The sequence below is a fragment of the Pseudomonas sp. PS01303 genome, assembly GCF_029959385.1.
Taxonomy (GTDB): Bacteria; Pseudomonadota; Gammaproteobacteria; order Pseudomonadales; family Pseudomonadaceae; genus Aquipseudomonas; species Aquipseudomonas rustica.
Window position 1 is genome coordinate 164,575 of record NZ_JASCPK010000002.1, and the last position, 14,986, is coordinate 179,560.

The 14,986-nt window shown below is 52.4% G+C and carries 12 protein-coding genes and 3 pseudogenes; 8 read left to right on the top strand and 7 right to left on the bottom strand.

Annotation, left to right across the window (positions count from 1 at the left end; genetic code table 11):
* Window positions 1–29: 29 nt before the first annotated feature.
* Window positions 30–244, top strand: a pseudogene (locus QMX93_RS01635) (histidinol-phosphatase); the annotation flags it as partial.
* Window positions 233–583: a hypothetical protein gene (locus QMX93_RS01640; RefSeq protein ID WP_282352036.1), complete on the top strand. Its 351-nt coding sequence runs from the start codon at window positions 233–235 to the stop codon at window positions 581–583. The pseudogene QMX93_RS01635 and the gene QMX93_RS01640, both read left to right, overlap by 12 nt.
* A gap of 126 nt (window positions 584–709) precedes the next feature.
* Here the strand turns inward: QMX93_RS01640 and QMX93_RS01645 are convergent, their stop codons facing one another.
* Window positions 710–1,078 (bottom strand): histone-like nucleoid-structuring protein, MvaT/MvaU family, encoded by a 369-nt coding sequence (locus QMX93_RS01645; RefSeq protein WP_176687844.1) that lies wholly within the window; start codon window positions 1,076–1,078, stop codon window positions 710–712.
* 309 nt (window positions 1,079–1,387) lie between these two features.
* Here QMX93_RS01645 and QMX93_RS01650 point away from each other — a divergent pair.
* The 3 genes and pseudogenes from QMX93_RS01650 (at window position 1,388) to QMX93_RS01660 (ending at window position 4,649) form a co-directional block, all read left to right on the top strand.
* A pseudogene (locus QMX93_RS01650) lies at window positions 1,388–2,516 on the top strand (alkene reductase).
* 44 nt (window positions 2,517–2,560) lie between these two features.
* A complete protein-coding gene (locus tag QMX93_RS01655; protein ID WP_282351912.1) occupies window positions 2,561–4,270 on the top strand; it encodes an RNA-directed DNA polymerase in 1,710 nt (569 codons plus the stop codon).
* Between the two features lie 160 nt (window positions 4,271–4,430).
* Window positions 4,431–4,649: an antitoxin Xre/MbcA/ParS toxin-binding domain-containing protein gene (locus QMX93_RS01660; protein ID WP_282351914.1), complete on the top strand. Its 219-nt coding sequence runs from the start codon at window positions 4,431–4,433 to the stop codon at window positions 4,647–4,649.
* Window positions 4,650–5,027: 378 nt separating this feature from the next.
* Here the strand turns inward: QMX93_RS01660 and QMX93_RS01665 are convergent, their stop codons facing one another.
* Window positions 5,028–5,387 (bottom strand): hypothetical protein, encoded by a 360-nt coding sequence (locus tag QMX93_RS01665; protein WP_282351917.1) that lies wholly within the window; start codon window positions 5,385–5,387, stop codon window positions 5,028–5,030.
* Between the two features lie 646 nt (window positions 5,388–6,033).
* Here QMX93_RS01665 and QMX93_RS01670 point away from each other — a divergent pair.
* Both QMX93_RS01670 and QMX93_RS01675 read left to right on the top strand, forming a co-directional pair.
* On the top strand, window positions 6,034–6,816 hold the full coding sequence (locus tag QMX93_RS01670) for a hypothetical protein (protein ID WP_282351918.1): 783 nt from the start codon (window positions 6,034–6,036) through the stop codon (window positions 6,814–6,816).
* 185 nt (window positions 6,817–7,001) lie between these two features.
* On the top strand, window positions 7,002–7,988 hold the full coding sequence (locus tag QMX93_RS01675) for a hypothetical protein (RefSeq protein ID WP_282351921.1): 987 nt from the start codon (window positions 7,002–7,004) through the stop codon (window positions 7,986–7,988).
* Window positions 7,989–8,115: 127 nt separating this feature from the next.
* Here the strand turns inward: QMX93_RS01675 and QMX93_RS01680 are convergent, their stop codons facing one another.
* The gene (locus QMX93_RS01680; protein WP_282351923.1) at window positions 8,116–9,318 is read right to left on the bottom strand and encodes a hypothetical protein; all 1,203 of its coding nucleotides are present in this window, start codon (window positions 9,316–9,318) and stop codon (window positions 8,116–8,118) included.
* On the opposite strand from QMX93_RS01680, the gene QMX93_RS01685 reads away from it, so the two are divergent.
* Window positions 9,317–9,811 carry a hypothetical protein gene (locus QMX93_RS01685; protein WP_282351927.1) on the top strand — a complete coding sequence of 165 codons (495 nt, stop codon included), beginning with the start codon at window positions 9,317–9,319 and terminating at the stop codon, window positions 9,809–9,811. The two genes, QMX93_RS01680 and QMX93_RS01685, sit on opposite strands and share 2 nt — an antisense overlap.
* A gap of 429 nt (window positions 9,812–10,240) precedes the next feature.
* On the opposite strand, the gene QMX93_RS01690 is transcribed toward QMX93_RS01685, so the two are convergent.
* The 4 genes and pseudogenes from QMX93_RS01690 to QMX93_RS01705 form a co-directional block, all read right to left on the bottom strand.
* Window positions 10,241–11,542: a hypothetical protein gene (locus QMX93_RS01690; RefSeq protein ID WP_282351929.1), complete on the bottom strand. Its 1,302-nt coding sequence runs from the start codon at window positions 11,540–11,542 to the stop codon at window positions 10,241–10,243.
* Window positions 11,543–13,221: 1,679 nt separating this feature from the next.
* A pseudogene (locus QMX93_RS01695) lies at window positions 13,222–13,455 on the bottom strand (AraC family transcriptional regulator); the annotation flags it as partial.
* Between the two features lie 348 nt (window positions 13,456–13,803).
* Window positions 13,804–14,244, bottom strand: coding sequence for a MarR family transcriptional regulator (locus QMX93_RS01700; RefSeq protein ID WP_282351932.1), 441 nt, complete (start codon window positions 14,242–14,244; stop codon window positions 13,804–13,806).
* Window positions 14,245–14,307: 63 nt separating this feature from the next.
* Window positions 14,308–14,913, bottom strand: coding sequence for a TetR family transcriptional regulator (locus tag QMX93_RS01705; RefSeq protein ID WP_282351934.1), 606 nt, complete (start codon window positions 14,911–14,913; stop codon window positions 14,308–14,310).
* Window positions 14,914–14,986: the final 73 nt, after the last annotated feature.

Sequence of the window (14,986 nt, forward strand, 5' to 3'; positions counted from 1 at the left end):
TGTGGATCTCTTAGACTGCCCTCTGTATTGACCGCTACGCGTACTGCATGCGGGCCTCCGGTTTCCTCGACGTGATCGTCGAGGCGAGCTTGCAGCTATATGACGTACTGGTACTCATGCCAATCATATAGGGGGCGGGCGGAGTTATCACCGCCAAGGACGGCACTAGAGCGCAAAACGGTGGCTGTGTTTTGGCTTTGATGACCCCGTGCTGCATGCGCGAATGGTGGAGATGCTGGCCATGCCATGTGAATGGATCAATTTTACTGCGGCAGAGAGGCAAGCGGATCGCTTCGCGGCTTGTTTCTTCATGCCTCAGAAGCTCGTCCGAGAGGGGTTCGAATTCATGTTCTGCTGCATCGGGCGATTGCGCTTCAGCGACGTGATCGCCTATCACCTCGATCCAATCAATCCAAATCGGCTGCTCTACGCTCCAAAAGAATCGAAGGAACGTGAGCTGGCGCTTGCGCGGTGCCCCCGTTTCAACAACAGGAACCTAGTGTCCTTGGCCCAGCAATTTGGGGTCTCAGATTCGGCTATGGCCATTCGGATCAAGGAGCTGGACTTGGTACGCTGGCCTTAAAGCGGGCAGGGAGCTCGGGGAGATTGGGAATGTGGGGATGGCGGTGACAGACAGTCCGGGTAAAGATGTGACCACTGTTGTTGTAAAAAAAGGGCCATGACCAGGCCCTTTCTCATAGTCCAGGATTTACTTAGCCAGCCAGCTTTCAACCTCGTCAGAACCGTACTGGCTCTTCCACTCTTTTAGGGTCTTATGGTTACCACCCTTGGTTTCCACGAGCTCACCGGAGTGGGGGTTCTTGTAAACCTTGGTCTGACGCGGCTTGCGGTTGCTCTTCTCAGCAACAACAGCTGGCGCGCGTCGAGAAGCGGATTGTGGATCAAGAATGGCTATGATATTGCGCAGGCTGTAGCCGTATTCAGAGAGCAGATCACGAAGCTTTTTTTCGAACTCGATCTCGCGCTTTAAACCATCATCGTTTTTGAGGCTCTCGAGCTCGGCCAACTGAGCAGCCAGTTGTTGCTCCAACGCACGGAATTCTGCAAGTCTGGACATTTGATACTCCTGTATGGGATGCGTGGAGTATAGGTGGCGCGTTATAGGCCATCAATGCTCTGTGCTGTATCGCCAGGCCGTTCCGATCCTAAGGGTCGTTCCGGATTTGAGCGAAAAAAGGCTCGACCGGCTCCAAGCCCGGATATGCAATGTCAGGTTAGTCCGCTACATAAATTGCGATTCCAGCAATTTTAATTTGTTAATTATCGCTGTAGTCGCATCAATCACTGATGCTTAGCATAGGGTAATCGCCTCCGTTGCCCAGTGCAGACGAGGTCGTAAAACTTACCCTCATCAGTGAGACTTACTATGACTGACCTTTTCAGACCTTTTGATCTCTCGGGCCTCAATTTACAGAATCGCATCGTGATGGCACCCATGACGCGCGCCAGGGCATCCAATGATGTCGCGGATGAGCTGACGGCTCTCTATTACACCCAACGTGCAACAGCTGGTTTGATCGTCAGCGAGGGGACATCCATCTCACGGGAAGGCCGGGGCTACCTGTTCAACCCCGGAATTTACAGCGCAGCGCAGATCGATGGCTGGAAGCTGGTCACAGATTCGGTGCATGCGATCGGTGGGCACATTTTCGCGCAGCTTTGGCACGTAGGGCGTGTCTCGCATCCTTCGATTCAGGACGACGGTAAGTTGCCAGTCAGCCCGAGCTCTCAGCGTGCCAAGGACTCTGCAGCATATGGCTACAACGAGAAGGGTGAGCCTGATCGCGTCGAACCTCCAGCGCCGCGGCAACTCCACACCGACGAGGTCGAGCGGATCGTCGAGGACTTCGCACAAGCTGCTGAAAACGCAATCCAGGCCGGTTTTGATGGCGTTGAAATTCACGGAGCAAACGGCTATCTCCACGAGCAGTTTTTGAATCCAGGGGTCAATGACCGCACAGATAAGTACTCCGGTGACCTGCTGGAAAATCGGCTGCGTTTCACCGTTGAGGTTATTGATGCGGTCGTCAAACGAATTGGCGCGCACCGTGTGGGGATTCGAATTTCACCCTATGGTCAACTTTTCGACATGCCCCTCTACGATCAAATTGATGAGACCTACCTCGCGCTCGCCGAGGAGATCGGCAAGCGCCACCTGGCTTATGTCCACGTGATGAACCAAGACAGCTTCGAGCGCATTGATCGGGCCGTTCAGGGCGAGTCCCGGCGGTGGTCTATTTGGATTGTTGAAGCAGATGAAGCCAAAACTCGGCGGTACCGCACTGATATTGGCCGGTGGGATGAGCCGTCAACGCGCAGAGGAGTTGGTATCCGAGGGCCTGATTGACCTTGCTGAGTTCGGCCAGGCTTTCATCAGCAATCCGGATCCGGTTGCCAGGCTCGAGCATGATTGGCCGCTTACCCCTGCAGATCGTGACACCTTCTACGGCGGCGATGAGAGAGGCTACATTGACTATGCACCTCACAAGGGGTGAACTGCGACCTTTCATTCACCACTGCCGGATTGCCAAGGAGAGCCATGCAGCTACAGGACTTGCTTTCGAGAGGGTATTTTCCTATCCAACTGCCGGTGGGCTTCAGCACCAAGCAGTTGGCAGAAAACATTGGGGCACTCCAAGCCTGCTGGGATGACGCCCTGGACGGAAGAAGGCGCATACTCTCCCAATCCGAACGATTTTCTGTGGCCAGGTCGTCATATAGTAGACGTACAACTTCTATACCGAACCCCGTCAACTTCTTTGGGCTGGCCCAGGACATCTGCCGGTATTGGCCACAAATCCAGGAGCATTTCAACAAGAGTGAAATCTCTCGCAGCATCCCAGGAGAAGGAGGCTCGCTGCGGGCAATTGAACTGACGAAATTCACTGATTTGTACGAGGAGCGCGTGCGCCGTTCGGCAGGAGCACGCTTTGCACTGGTCACTGATATTTCGAGCTATTTCCCAACCATTTACACCCATACGATACCGTGGGCCTTGCATTCGAAAGCTGTTGCCAAGGTGAACAGGGGCAAAATCCCTCAGTACTTCGGTAACATTCTAGATCAGCGCTGCATGGGCACGCAGGATGGCCAGACCATTGGGTTGCCAATTGGCCCGGACACTTCACACATCATTGCGGAAATGATAGGCGTCGCAATTGACGAGTCCATCCGAAATGCCCTGGGCGGCTGGCCTAAAGGCTTTCGCTATGTCGACGATTTCACCTTCTTCTTCAACACTCGGGAAGAGGCAGAACGTGCGCTGGCTGTCATTATCAAGTGCGTCAGCGCATTTGAGCTCCAGATCAATGCTTCAAAAACGAAGATTGTTGAAGTTCGCGAGCTCGTCCAGGAGTCTTGGAAATACACCCTCAAGAAGCTGAAAGTCTCAGCGAAGCGGCGGCAGCAAAAGGACGACATCCACCACTATTTTGAGGTGTTGTTCTCGCTGGAGGCGCGGTTCAAGGACGAAAGCTTGGTGAAATATGGCCTAAAGCAGCTTTCGTCCACCATCATCAAAAAATCCAACTGGCCTATTGCCGAAGCGTACCTACTCAAATGCGGGTATGGATTTCCCAACACGCTTCAGGTGATCACTCAGATTCTCGTGACCTACCATGGCCATCAGTATCAATTGAACATGGAAGCACTCGGCGATTTCTGCAGAAACCTCCTTGGATCAGCGTCAGCGGCGAACCATCACAGTGAAACGGCCTGGTTGCTTTGGTTGTGCAAGGAGCTTCAAATCCCTCTGGACGCAGCACTTGTGCAGCAGGTACTACAGATGGAGAGTTCCGTTTGCTCCCTCATAGCCTTGGATCTGAATCACTCAGGTTTGGTGCGCGGTGATCTTGACCTTAGCGACCTCGGGCCTTTGGCGATGACTCAGGCGCTTCTAGGCAATAATTGGATGCTGGCTTATGAGGGCGGACGCCGGAGCTGGCTTGCCAACGAAAGCGTTGAATTCATCCGGGATGATGCTTGCTTCGCAGCACTGCTAGATGCTGGAGTAGGCTTTTATAGTGAAGCGGCTCAGCTTCCTCCCATCTTCCAGGTCAAGCAGTCAGCGCCCGTCGATATTGATTTCGACTCCGACGACGCAATCGAAAACGACTTTGACTTTGATGACATGGATGAAGAGTACTTTGACGCAACCGACCAAGGCGATGATGATGACGGCGAGCCAGGAATACCCGCGCAGCCAGTTCTTAACGCTGCCGACGACATCGATCTCGACGAAGTTTGGTAGAGGGGCGAGTAAGGCACGAATGGCGGTGGCTAGGCGAGCTCAGGTAGGCCTTGCCTTTGAAATACTGCTCAGGCCAACTCGTATGCCGGCCCAGTCCCACGGCAATCATCCATGCAATCAGCCCTCGACGGAGGGCTGCTAACCCAGACGGAATCTCTCAATGAGCAATTTGCCCCCCGATCAACTCGCTCGCCATTCAGAAGTGCTCGATGCAGCAACGAGTCTGTTCGGCGGCGATCTTGATGCAGCTCGGCGCTGGATGTCGGGCCCGCTGAAAGCGTTTGGCGGCAAAGCTCCAGAGGCCATGGTCACAACAAGGCTCGAAACTGATACGGCCATTGAGTACATCAGGCGCTTGGAGCATGGGTTCGTTGCCTGACTAGACGAGAGCTCTGTAGCTGGCCATTGGGGCGGGGCGGCAGCCAGAAAGGGCGACCTTCGAACCCCCAGCGAAAGCCGAATGTCCACTTAGCCAACCTCTGTTGATCTTCGATGGCGTGCTACGCAGCCCCCAGCAGCTGTTCAAGCTGCGCAATAACTCGGCGGGGGCAGTGCACTGCCAGACTTACTAGCTAACCGCACGCTACTGCGCGCTGGACATTGCATCGCTTAAGCAATGAAACAGCGGCATCGGCCAGTTGCCTGATCGCCGCAGTGTCCGCTCTTTCACCGAACTTAATGAAGTCCGGGAGGGCGGTCAGAACGACTGCTCATTGCCAAGTGGATTTGATGACAACAACACCACTGGCATTATTTACTACTGCGTAAAATCAAGGCGGGTACGGGCAGGCTGACCAACAAAATTGACGATCTCAAACTGAGAGCGCTCCGTCTCGCCTGCGTTGATAGCGGTGATCCTTGCTTGAACATACTCGTCCCAACCAGGATTACAGAATTGCGTGTCAGGCCAAAAGTTGTGTGCCTCGTCTGCCACAAATTGCCTGGCAATCGCTCGCTGTTCCGCACCAACCAAACACCAAGCTGCCGCTACTCTGTCGTTCCAAGTTGCGGAGGTCAGTAGGTGTATCGCAGCAAAATTTCCTAAACAAAATTGCTCGACCTCTCTGTCAAACGCGCACATCGCGTTTAACTGGTCTAGATAGGAACCTTTGGACATAGTGTCTACCACCGTGAAAAACCAACCTTTCGCCTGGAATTGGCTGAGACTTATGAGTCGTTTATGGGCAGGGGGCAGACGATTCCTGCTAAACCACGCCTTCGTGCCTGTTCTAGTCTTGGTAGTTGGAGTATTTATATTGCTGACGGACATTTTCAACCTCACGGCTATTGTATTTAGAATGTATGCATGTAAACCATCGACGGGATGCTGCATACTTTCTTCAGAATGCCTTTGGAGCCAGCTGGCACGCAACCAAATAGGGTAGCCGCAAGAGAAAGTGGAGCAGTGTGATTTCCAAAGACGGCCTTGGGAATGGAAATTATCTGTTGCCGTGACAAGGATGGCCTTGGGGATTCGTGCCGCTGGTCTGAAGCCAGCCGAAAAAATCACCTTTGACGAGGGGGGCAGGGGGCCGGAAAATTTCGCTCAAAAATACACTTAGTAGATTAAGCTTCCTGCATCCAGCTGATCGCAACCCATTGGGATTATTGCGTTTTTTTGTGCAGGATTTGAATAGTCTACTTAGTGGGCTTTTTGCATCCAGCCTCTGGTGGTGAGCGACAAAGTCCTCAATAATTAATTAAATGCTTATTTCGTATCGTACAATTTCTGATCGCAACATGGTGCGCACACGAATGTCCTCTTGACAGCCCGGATTTACGCTCTAACCTCAAACTCGAATGATCAAGAAGTAATCCAGTCAACACAAGCATCTACTTACATTGCTCATCAGGTTCTGCACGGAATTTTCTTTATGACAAGGTTATTTGAAAATGCCGTCCAGCGCTCTGCCGCTGTTCTGGCATCGGCCAAGGTAGAGACTTCTTATTTCGCGATTCGGGAGATAGTCGCAGCCTATCTTGGCTATGAGTCCTCTCATTTGCTTGAAAAAGAGCAGCGTAATTCAGATCCACATTCTGATTTGGATGATGCACAGTTACTGGTTCTTAACGATGGCATGGCATCCGAACGAGCGTCAGAGCTTTGTAAAGACTGGGAGAACTGGGAGATTTGCATGGATGCCTGTATGGAAGGGATAGGGCAATCACACCTTCAACCTGTCACCAATAAAGAACTGTTCCCAACTTTTTATCCAGACAGTGTCGGCCGGCTTGGGGATCCTCAGGCATTTGTGTTGCTTGGCGTTGAAGACTTTGAATCTCATTATGCCGAAAAGGTTCTACGATATATCCTGAATGAGGAGCTTGGAACATTATTCTCGAAAGATTGCTCCATCGTATGCAACTTAGATCTTGAGCAGGATGCTACGTCGTTTTGGTCTGCACCATACACGTGGAAACTTAATGCCATCGCCCGCTGGTGGCGTGAGGGGGAATGCCTACACTCCGCACCATGTACTTTTACGTTCTGGAAAGCCGGTCGTTCGGGTCTAATTTTTAAGGGCTGGAAAGGCTGCATCCCATAAGGCTGCGGCCAGGCGAACTCATTTGCGGATGTTGCTGCATGGTTGATCCTGCATTTGGCATATTACACCGACGACAGCGAATGATGTAGCTCAACTGCGCGGGAAAGTGCGCAGAGCGGGAACGTCGCCCGGATTAAATTATAACGCCTAGATGCCTGTAAACGTTAAATTCAAGAGGCCAGTCAATGAAATCTCACTCGGCGGCACCAGTCATCGAATCCACTACACTTACTATCATGGTGTATGGAAGTGATCGCACCACAGCAATTGGGCGCGCGAAATTGACGCTCCTTATTGATCCAATTTGTGGTTGTGTTCTTCGCGAGGCATTGAGTACATCCTCTAAGCCGGAGGATGTTTTGATAGAAGCCTTCTCTTCCTGGCAGGCGTCTAAATTGACCAGCGGTAAATCAGAGGTAGTGTTGCGCTTTGGAAGTGCCTTACGCTCCACCGCTGTTACGAATGCCGCTAGAAGCGCAGGCTATCAGATCCAGAACCGTAATCGTCTTTATACCGGCACTGTAGAACGTGCTGTTGCTAACTTAACGCGAGGTTGCGAGATGAAGTCAGGGTTGAGGCCGAATAAAAACAGCAAAGTAACAGTCGCAGAAATGCAACAAATCGTATCAATCTCCGCCGCCGTAAATAACCAGCAAAAATGGAACAGAACGGATATCAACCAGGCAAAAAACGCCTTCAAACCGGCTGGCACAGGCATCCCTCTCGAAGTTCGTAGACTGTATTCGAGTGTGCAGGAGTCCTCGTTAGAGCACGGGTTTGACATTGAACAGGTGAATTTAATCTGGCGGGCGGCGAGCTTAGCGTACTCAGTGAAAGATATATCTTCGATGTTCGAAGTTACTCTGGAAAAATTCACCTCGACGATAACTTATCACGATCACCTACGAAGGGCCTTCAGGTCACCCTCACCAGCATCTGTTCAACCAGCGGAGATCCTTGAAGGGAAGGGCGCTGTAGCAATAAGAACATTGGCACATCTGAAAGTAAAACGTGATCGACAGGCTTTCATCTGGACTCCTGGCATGGATTGGAATTACACAGTCGAATCATGGGTCGACTTTACTTACGCGCTATTGGAGAAACTCGTTAAAGATGGCTTGGTACCAGATACCCTTCGTTGCAAGCTGTTCGCACGAGATCTTGGCTTGTAATACCTGGGGCACATGCCTGCTCAGGCATTGCTCGAAAATCCCTTGCTGTATCGGTCACCATCTTTACAGGAGCCGAAGCACTCCTTTTATGGTGCTGGCCCCTTGTGATTATCAGAATCTGCGCGCTTTAGGGTTTGACCAGCGTCAGATCGCCTTCACCCGCCAGCGGATTCACATAGAGTTTAGGGATATGAGCCTCACCAGGGTACTTCATCTCTAGCTGTGTGACGGCCCTATCAAACGCCTGGAGAACGTCCTGTCCGAAGCCGATCGACGCATAGAATCGCGCCGCGAAGTCTTTCGCTGCTACGTCGGCGATAGCGCCATCCATGCCAATAGCGGCCAAAATGTGCTTGGAACATTGCTCCGCCAATTCATGGGAGTGGCAGCAATTGAATACAGCGACTTTTAGGTACCTCTTGCTTCCGATCACCGCGCGCAGCATCCCTTGTAAGGGAACCACGTGAGGCTCACCAGTAGGTGTCTCCACCACTAGGTGTCCACCAGGGGTGCCATGCCCACTAAAGTGGATGACTGCAGGCTCGCGTTCATCCAGAGCTTGGAGTATGTCTTCAGCTTGCACTGCCCAGTGCGAATCTACTTTTAGGGCGTCGCGGTGTTTCGAGGCGCGAATATAGGCGTTCACCTGACGAATCTCGTTTTGCAGATCCAAGGCTTTCTGAGATTTGCGGCCGGGATCAGCACCGAAGAACAGAATCTGGATTTGCTCAGGTAGTTCCTGAAGCTTTGCCAACTCGCGTTCAAGCTCTTCTGCCCGAGCCACCTGTTGGGCGAGACCAACTTGAAGAGAACCGAGCTGGCGACTCTGCGCTTGGGCTCCCTGGAGGGTTTTCCGTTGAAGACGTGCCTGCTCAGCCTTGAGCTTACGAGCTTCGTTAATCTGCTCACGTTCCAGGGCCTTGTCTAGTCGCTGCTGATCGGCAGTGAGGCGAACCATCTCGCGGTTAATCTCTGCGATGATTTTTGCAGCATCTGTCTCGGCCTTGGTTCTTTGACCGTCGTACCGTTGAGCCTGCTGTTGCTTTGTTTTGGCGGTCGAAGCAGACTGAGCCCGGGTAGCCTCCACCGCGGCCTTTCGTGCGGATTCACCATGCTTCGCCGCTTCATGGATTTTTCGCGAGTGTGACTCTCTCAGGCGAGCGATTCGCTGCTGGTGGCCACGCACTAAACTGCGATAGTGATTTGAGCTCATGACTTCCCCCAACCCCATGGCGTTGTAGTGGCAGCTTGGCTTATCCGCGCTGCGCTTGACCAGTATTATTAAGACCCGCCGCCTCCAAATTGAAGACGGCCAGACGGACACCTTCATGGACGACACCCTGGCTTACCTGAAAGATCGTTACAAGGACGAGCAAGCCCGGTTCGATCACTTCGAAAACAAATGCGCTAAGTTCCTGACCGCTGTTTCGGTGGTAATCGCCGCATTGACGGCACTCGTCAGCGCCAAGGGGAGGGTGCTCTTCACTCTCAACGGCCCGTGGGACTTCATTGCGCTTGGGTGCTTTTTCGCTGCAGCTTTCTGTGTGGTGTGCTCGTGGGGCCATGCCCTGAGCGCCTTGAGGATTCGAGACTGCCCAACGCTACCTTCCAGTCGTACGACTGTAGAATGGCTTAAAGCGGCTGATGCACCAGATCACCAGCAGCATGTCTACAACTGCTACACAGATACGTTGGAAAAATTGAAGTCAGCCATCGACGAGAAATCCATACCTCTAGATTTTGCCTACAACGAGATGGTCTGCGCCGCCTGGGCGTTGTCACTGTTGGCAGTAATCAACATCGGCAAGGAGCTATTTGCATGAGCAATGATCAGAAACCCAAGAATCAGGAAAACAAGACACCGCCGCCGCCAACCACTGAGTATCACCGACGCTCTGAGGAACGCCCTGTGAACCGAAAAGATCAGACAGACCGGCGGTAACCAACAACTCCTGCTGAATCGGGTGCTGTGGGCCAGGGAATACTACTACCCAATCCGCCGTGCCCTCAGCAATCTGCAATCAGCCGAGGCAGCCAAGTCGTCGGCTGGTTGTAGCACATCTGACCCAGGCAAAGATTTCCCTTGATGGCGATCGTAAGCGGAGCGCGCAGGCGTGAGGATGTAAGCCCGCCAGGGTCAAGACGCGCGCCCAGCGGGCGGCTTGATTCACGACAGCCGTGCTCGTAGAGCCACGCCAATTGAAGGCAGCGAAGCCATATCTGGCGATCTCTCATGAAGATTCAACCAGTGACTACCTGGAACGTTTGACCCATTCGCGACGACGCTGAGCAACGAACTCGGCCCCATAGGTCTTCCAAGTAAATATCGTAGATCTTCGAATCGTGGTGAATGTCATGCCTGCGAAATTAGTTTCGGCTCTCGCGATCGCCGAGTCAGCACAAACGCTAGCCGCACTTGATAGCCGTTTGCGAAATTGTTTGAGGTGCGACTCGAGCGTATCAGTCGCATAACTGATGCTGCCGTCATTCGAAGGGAAAGCCGGTAGTACTGGCAATGGTTCACTAAAATCAATTGAGTACCATCCGAGGTAACGCTCCAGATGAGCCGAAAATTCGGAGGTAAGTTCCATTACAGCGCCAGATGGCAGACCGTTCGCGAAAGTCCAGCCACTTTCTGAGTTCCTTTGAAACTGGCTCAAGGAGTGTACATGCGAAATTTTTATACGGGAAAATCGGGCAATTGCCATGTAGAAGAGTATCTGTTCTGACCGTAATACCGGAACGACACCGTCCATAAGTTGCTGGAATGCCCATTCCAGCTCGTGAGGCTCGTGGGTCACTAATGGCCGGCTTTCAGCTAAGGTTTTGAAGAGACCAGTCGGGGCGGTTTGGGCGCAGTTCACTCTTAGCTGGGAAGTTGAAGCATTGCCTGTGTGGCTATTTTTAACGTCGTTTTTGGCGCTATTTCTGGCTGTCGTTGGAGCTTTTCCTACAGAACGGGCTGATGAGCCCCTGTCCGAAAAATTTGCCGAGCGATTGTCGGAGACGGTTTCGGCGGTGGTATCCGAGATGTAGAAATCGAAGAAATCCCTCACGATCTTAGCGCACCGCTGCATGTCTCTGCGGGTAGGCTTGGCAGCGCCGGCACTGTCAATATGTCGGTAAAAGAGCTTCCATCGCTCGTTGATGGGCCGGGTTTTGAAGGCCTGTCCTGCAGTCCCTCCATATTTGGTGTGTGACGCTGTTGAACACCATGAAATCGGGGGATGGCATAGGAATTCGAGAAACTGCAGGAAATGCGGCGTCTCCCAGGCCAAGAGTGAAATGCCAGCATTAAAGCTCCAATTCAGCATCTGCTCGAGGAATCGGCAGGTCTGGGTATAGAGAGACTTGGCCCAAGCTGGGGCCCACCGGTGTGATGAATATTCCAGGAAATGCGAGCAGTACAGGATGCTCAGGTACGCCTGGCAGGCTGGATCGACGTCGTCGAGTCTACGTCGGACGGCTAGGTTTTCCGGAACATCGGTTGCGCCAACAGGCTTCCAATGTTCATACGGCGCGAAAATAGGGAATGGAGTGAACGGTACCGCCATAAGCGCTCCCACGAGCTACAATCTCGTTGAGGTATTCGGGATCGGTTTGAAGTTGGCTTCAGGTTAGCAAAGAAAAATGAAAGGGAAATGGATGCTGTATTTATAGCGTTAATCTAGTTCGGCAGTGCGTGACCTGATCAGTGACATGGAGTGGTAGCTAAGTTGGTGATGGTCACTGTTTTGGTGAAGATGTTTAGGTCATTAGTCCACCAGCGTCGTGATGGGAAAGCGGTATAGGAATGAATTGGGCGGCGGTGAATACTGATAGTGCTTCGCAGGTTTGAGAAACGGGAGATGACAAAATGCTTGAGCTCTGGGTGCCATGGATGCTGATTTGCAAGGAGTACGGGGGTTTGTGGAATCGGTTGCGTAGGTTAGTGGAGACAGACAGAGAGGTTGTGAACACCATTCCGTAATACATGATTTAACATAATATACATTACACGTAACAAAGTATTACGAGGTTGGGGTGGTTGCGCACAGCATTTCAATCTCCAGCATCGCTCAGCGCTCTGAAGTAAAAGTTTGAAATTTTGGGAAGTAAATGTTTGAAACGATGGTTTCGTCTCCATTAAAAAAAATTACTTCCTCGTGGTCTAACCCGCGCATTTAGCATTCTATCTGATGAGTTTAGGGTCAGTACGATCGCCCGATGATCTGCACTGGTTCTCCATACCGTGTTCATTTTTGTCTCCATTAATACTCGCGGTCTCCGTTTAAAGGTTTTACTTGCTGGGCCCGCGCGGGTCTATTTCCCCAAAACGACGCTGCGTGAAATCTGAAGCCTGCAGCGCAGAGTTGATGCTCGGATTTCACCGGTTGTCTCTCGTGGTAAGGATCAACGGCTGAGACATTCCATTCAGTTAAGGTCATAGAGCTAGTGCGATTACCTGGCAGCCTAGGGGCTGCAATGCTTACGACACATCCCCACCTGCAATCACGTCGCTGTGTGAAATCTGTAGCGTTCAGCATGGAGTTGGTGCGCTGGTTTCAAGGGCAGCCACTACCGGTATGGGGAAAAGGCAAACGTCGGCCGAATTACATGCAGATACGGAGGGTTTTGCGGTGTTCACCTTGGGCTTGAGGGTTGTGCAGCTTTCCTGCCACCAAATATCCTGGAAGCTCGCCAGAATTCGGCAGATTCAAAAGCTCAGCAAATTGATAGTCCCGTACCGCTGTAAACCACAATTTTGACTTGTTAACTACCGTAGTTAACAAGTCAAAAAACGAGTTAACAGAATGGTACTGAGCCTGCGTACAAGCGTTGATTTGCCTAGCGCCGCTGGGGTTTCAATGCTCTGTATCGCTGCTCGAACTTTTGGGGTTCGCGTTGAGATGGTTAGATCTATTATTGCTTTTGATGCACTGTCGATGATGACCGTAATCATCGGTTTCGGTAGGTGTTGTCCCTCTTCATCGACCATTAAAATATCAAGGAGAAACGTATCAATCACTACGGATTTTTCCAGTTTTGCTACTCCGCAAGATTAGGTTGATGCCACATCAGAGCACATAGCGCAAGTTGCCTGATGGGTGATTTTTGCTCTTGAAGCTAGACTATGTACTACCAGTCGTGATGCCTTCCTAACAACCTCAATGGTAAAGTCATTTGCCAACTCAACTAAACATCTATTTAGTTGAGTTATAAGTCAATATTGAGGCGCCCTCTTTGGTGATCTTCAGGCATTAGCCTTTTTCCGATATCGTCCCGAGCTCTCCCCTGTCCATTTCTTGAACGCACGGTGAAATGCGCTTATCTCTTGGAACCCGACCAGCTTGGCGATTTCGCCGATGCTTCTTGCGGAACTCCGCAGTTGTTTGAATGCTACGCCGAGACGCACTTCATTTTTAATCGCTTGGTAAGCGCTGCCTTCGCGCTCTAACCGGCGACGCAGCGTAGCGTTGCTGTCCAGCGCTGCCTGTTCGGCCATGTCGTGGAGAAATTGCGCGGCCGGGGTCAGCAGAAATTCCGTGTGATACACCGAAAAGTCGGATACGTGCCTTCGATCACCTTCACGCGGATGCCGGGAAAGCGCCGGCGAAACCGATCCAGTGTCAGGGGCCGCAACCCCATCGATGCCGCGCCTGAACAGGCGATCACGATAGAACCCTTGTCCATGCGCGGCTGCTGCCACGGATTGATAGCCTGGAAAAGCATCCGTGCCGGCAGTGGCGCGTTGTTCGGGATGTCTGTCGAGCGGTTTTAAGCGTTTGAGCCGCGACGTAGTTCGGCAGCGGATCACGTTGTGTTGGTGATCACGCTACTGGGAAACGTCTGAGAGCATTTTTCCTAATAGACTCTCTAGGCACTTCAGCTCCTCAGTGGTGAGGCAACCCGTGAATTCATTCATCGCGACGGCCTCCATCGGCGGGAACATCGATCTCAGTGATTCGCCTTTCTCGGTCAGCATCAGACGCACCTGGCGTCGATCCTGACCATCCTGTGTGCGGACGATCAGGCCTTTGCGTTCAAGGCGATCAAGCATTCGCGTCATCGACGCGCTGTGAATGGACAGGTGTCGACACAACGCCACCGCCGTGTCATCGCCGCGACCTACGATCCGCAACACTTTGAGTTGTGCGGCGGTGATGCCCAGCGGCACCAGGTGCCGATCTAATAGCCGGTCTTTCAGCGCGGCGGTCTGTCCGAGCAATATTCCGAGGTGGACTGTTTTGAAACTGGCGGCTGAAAAATTGGCCATGTGCTCCCTCCTCTTTCAATGCATGGGCAGATCGTTGTGGATTTTCCCGCCGCGCTCAATCAATCAGCTCTCGGGTACCAGAATCTTTTGAATGGCAGGACCGATGATCCTCACCAGTTCTTCTGGTTCTGCGGCAACCATCATTGGCACGCCGATGATGCGTCGGCTGACCACCATGCCGACCAGCAAGGACGCCGCGAGGCCGGATCGCAGCTTAGCTTCAGGTTCGAGATGCTCGTGAGTACCACCCAGCAATCGCGATTGAATGAAGGCGCGTAACTGATCGCGTGCCTGGTCATTGACGAACGCGCCACGAAGCGTGGCCATCAACGGTTCCGATTCTTCCGGGATGCCCTCCCACGCTGTGAGAAACGCACGCACGACCCGCTCGCCCAAATGCTCGTCCGGTCCTTCATAGAGCGCATCGAAACGCTCCAGCGCCGACGCAGGGATCGCCATCACAGCGGCAAAGAGTTCGTCCTTGGAGCGAAAAAACTGCATCACCTGAGCCACATCGACCCCAGCGTCAGCTGCCACAAGTCGGATAGTCGTGCCGGCAAACCCGTCGCTGGCAAAACGCGCACGTGCTGCTTCGAGCACCAGATGCCGCGTGCTATTGGGGCCTGGCCGACGCCCACGACGCGGCGCAGGAGTGGTTTCTTTCTTCATAGTCATATCCAAATTATTACGAAACATCGTCCATATCAACGAGTGTTGAATTATTTTCTCGTCCGCCGTACCT

Excerpts from the sequence above, each read along its gene's own strand:
- QMX93_RS01640 (WP_282352036.1), top strand. The coding sequence starts at position 233 with ATGCTGGCCATGCCATGTGAATGGATCAATTTTACTGCGGCAGAGAGG.
- QMX93_RS01645 (WP_176687844.1), bottom strand. The coding sequence starts at position 1,078 with ATGTCCAGACTTGCAGAATTCCGTGCGTTGGAGCAACAACTGGCTGCT.
- QMX93_RS01655 (WP_282351912.1), top strand. The coding sequence starts at position 2,561 with ATGCAGCTACAGGACTTGCTTTCGAGAGGGTATTTTCCTATCCAACTG.
- QMX93_RS01660 (WP_282351914.1), top strand. The coding sequence starts at position 4,431 with ATGAGCAATTTGCCCCCCGATCAACTCGCTCGCCATTCAGAAGTGCTC.
- QMX93_RS01665 (WP_282351917.1), bottom strand. The coding sequence starts at position 5,387 with ATGTCCAAAGGTTCCTATCTAGACCAGTTAAACGCGATGTGCGCGTTT.
- QMX93_RS01675 (WP_282351921.1), top strand. The coding sequence starts at position 7,002 with ATGAAATCTCACTCGGCGGCACCAGTCATCGAATCCACTACACTTACT.
- QMX93_RS01685 (WP_282351927.1), top strand. The coding sequence starts at position 9,317 with ATGGACGACACCCTGGCTTACCTGAAAGATCGTTACAAGGACGAGCAA.
- QMX93_RS01680 (WP_282351923.1), bottom strand. The coding sequence starts at position 9,318 with ATGAAGGTGTCCGTCTGGCCGTCTTCAATTTGGAGGCGGCGGGTCTTA.
- QMX93_RS01690 (WP_282351929.1), bottom strand. The coding sequence starts at position 11,542 with ATGGCGGTACCGTTCACTCCATTCCCTATTTTCGCGCCGTATGAACAT.
- QMX93_RS01700 (WP_282351932.1), bottom strand. The coding sequence starts at position 14,244 with ATGGCCAATTTTTCAGCCGCCAGTTTCAAAACAGTCCACCTCGGAATA.
- QMX93_RS01705 (WP_282351934.1), bottom strand. The coding sequence starts at position 14,913 with ATGAAGAAAGAAACCACTCCTGCGCCGCGTCGTGGGCGTCGGCCAGGC.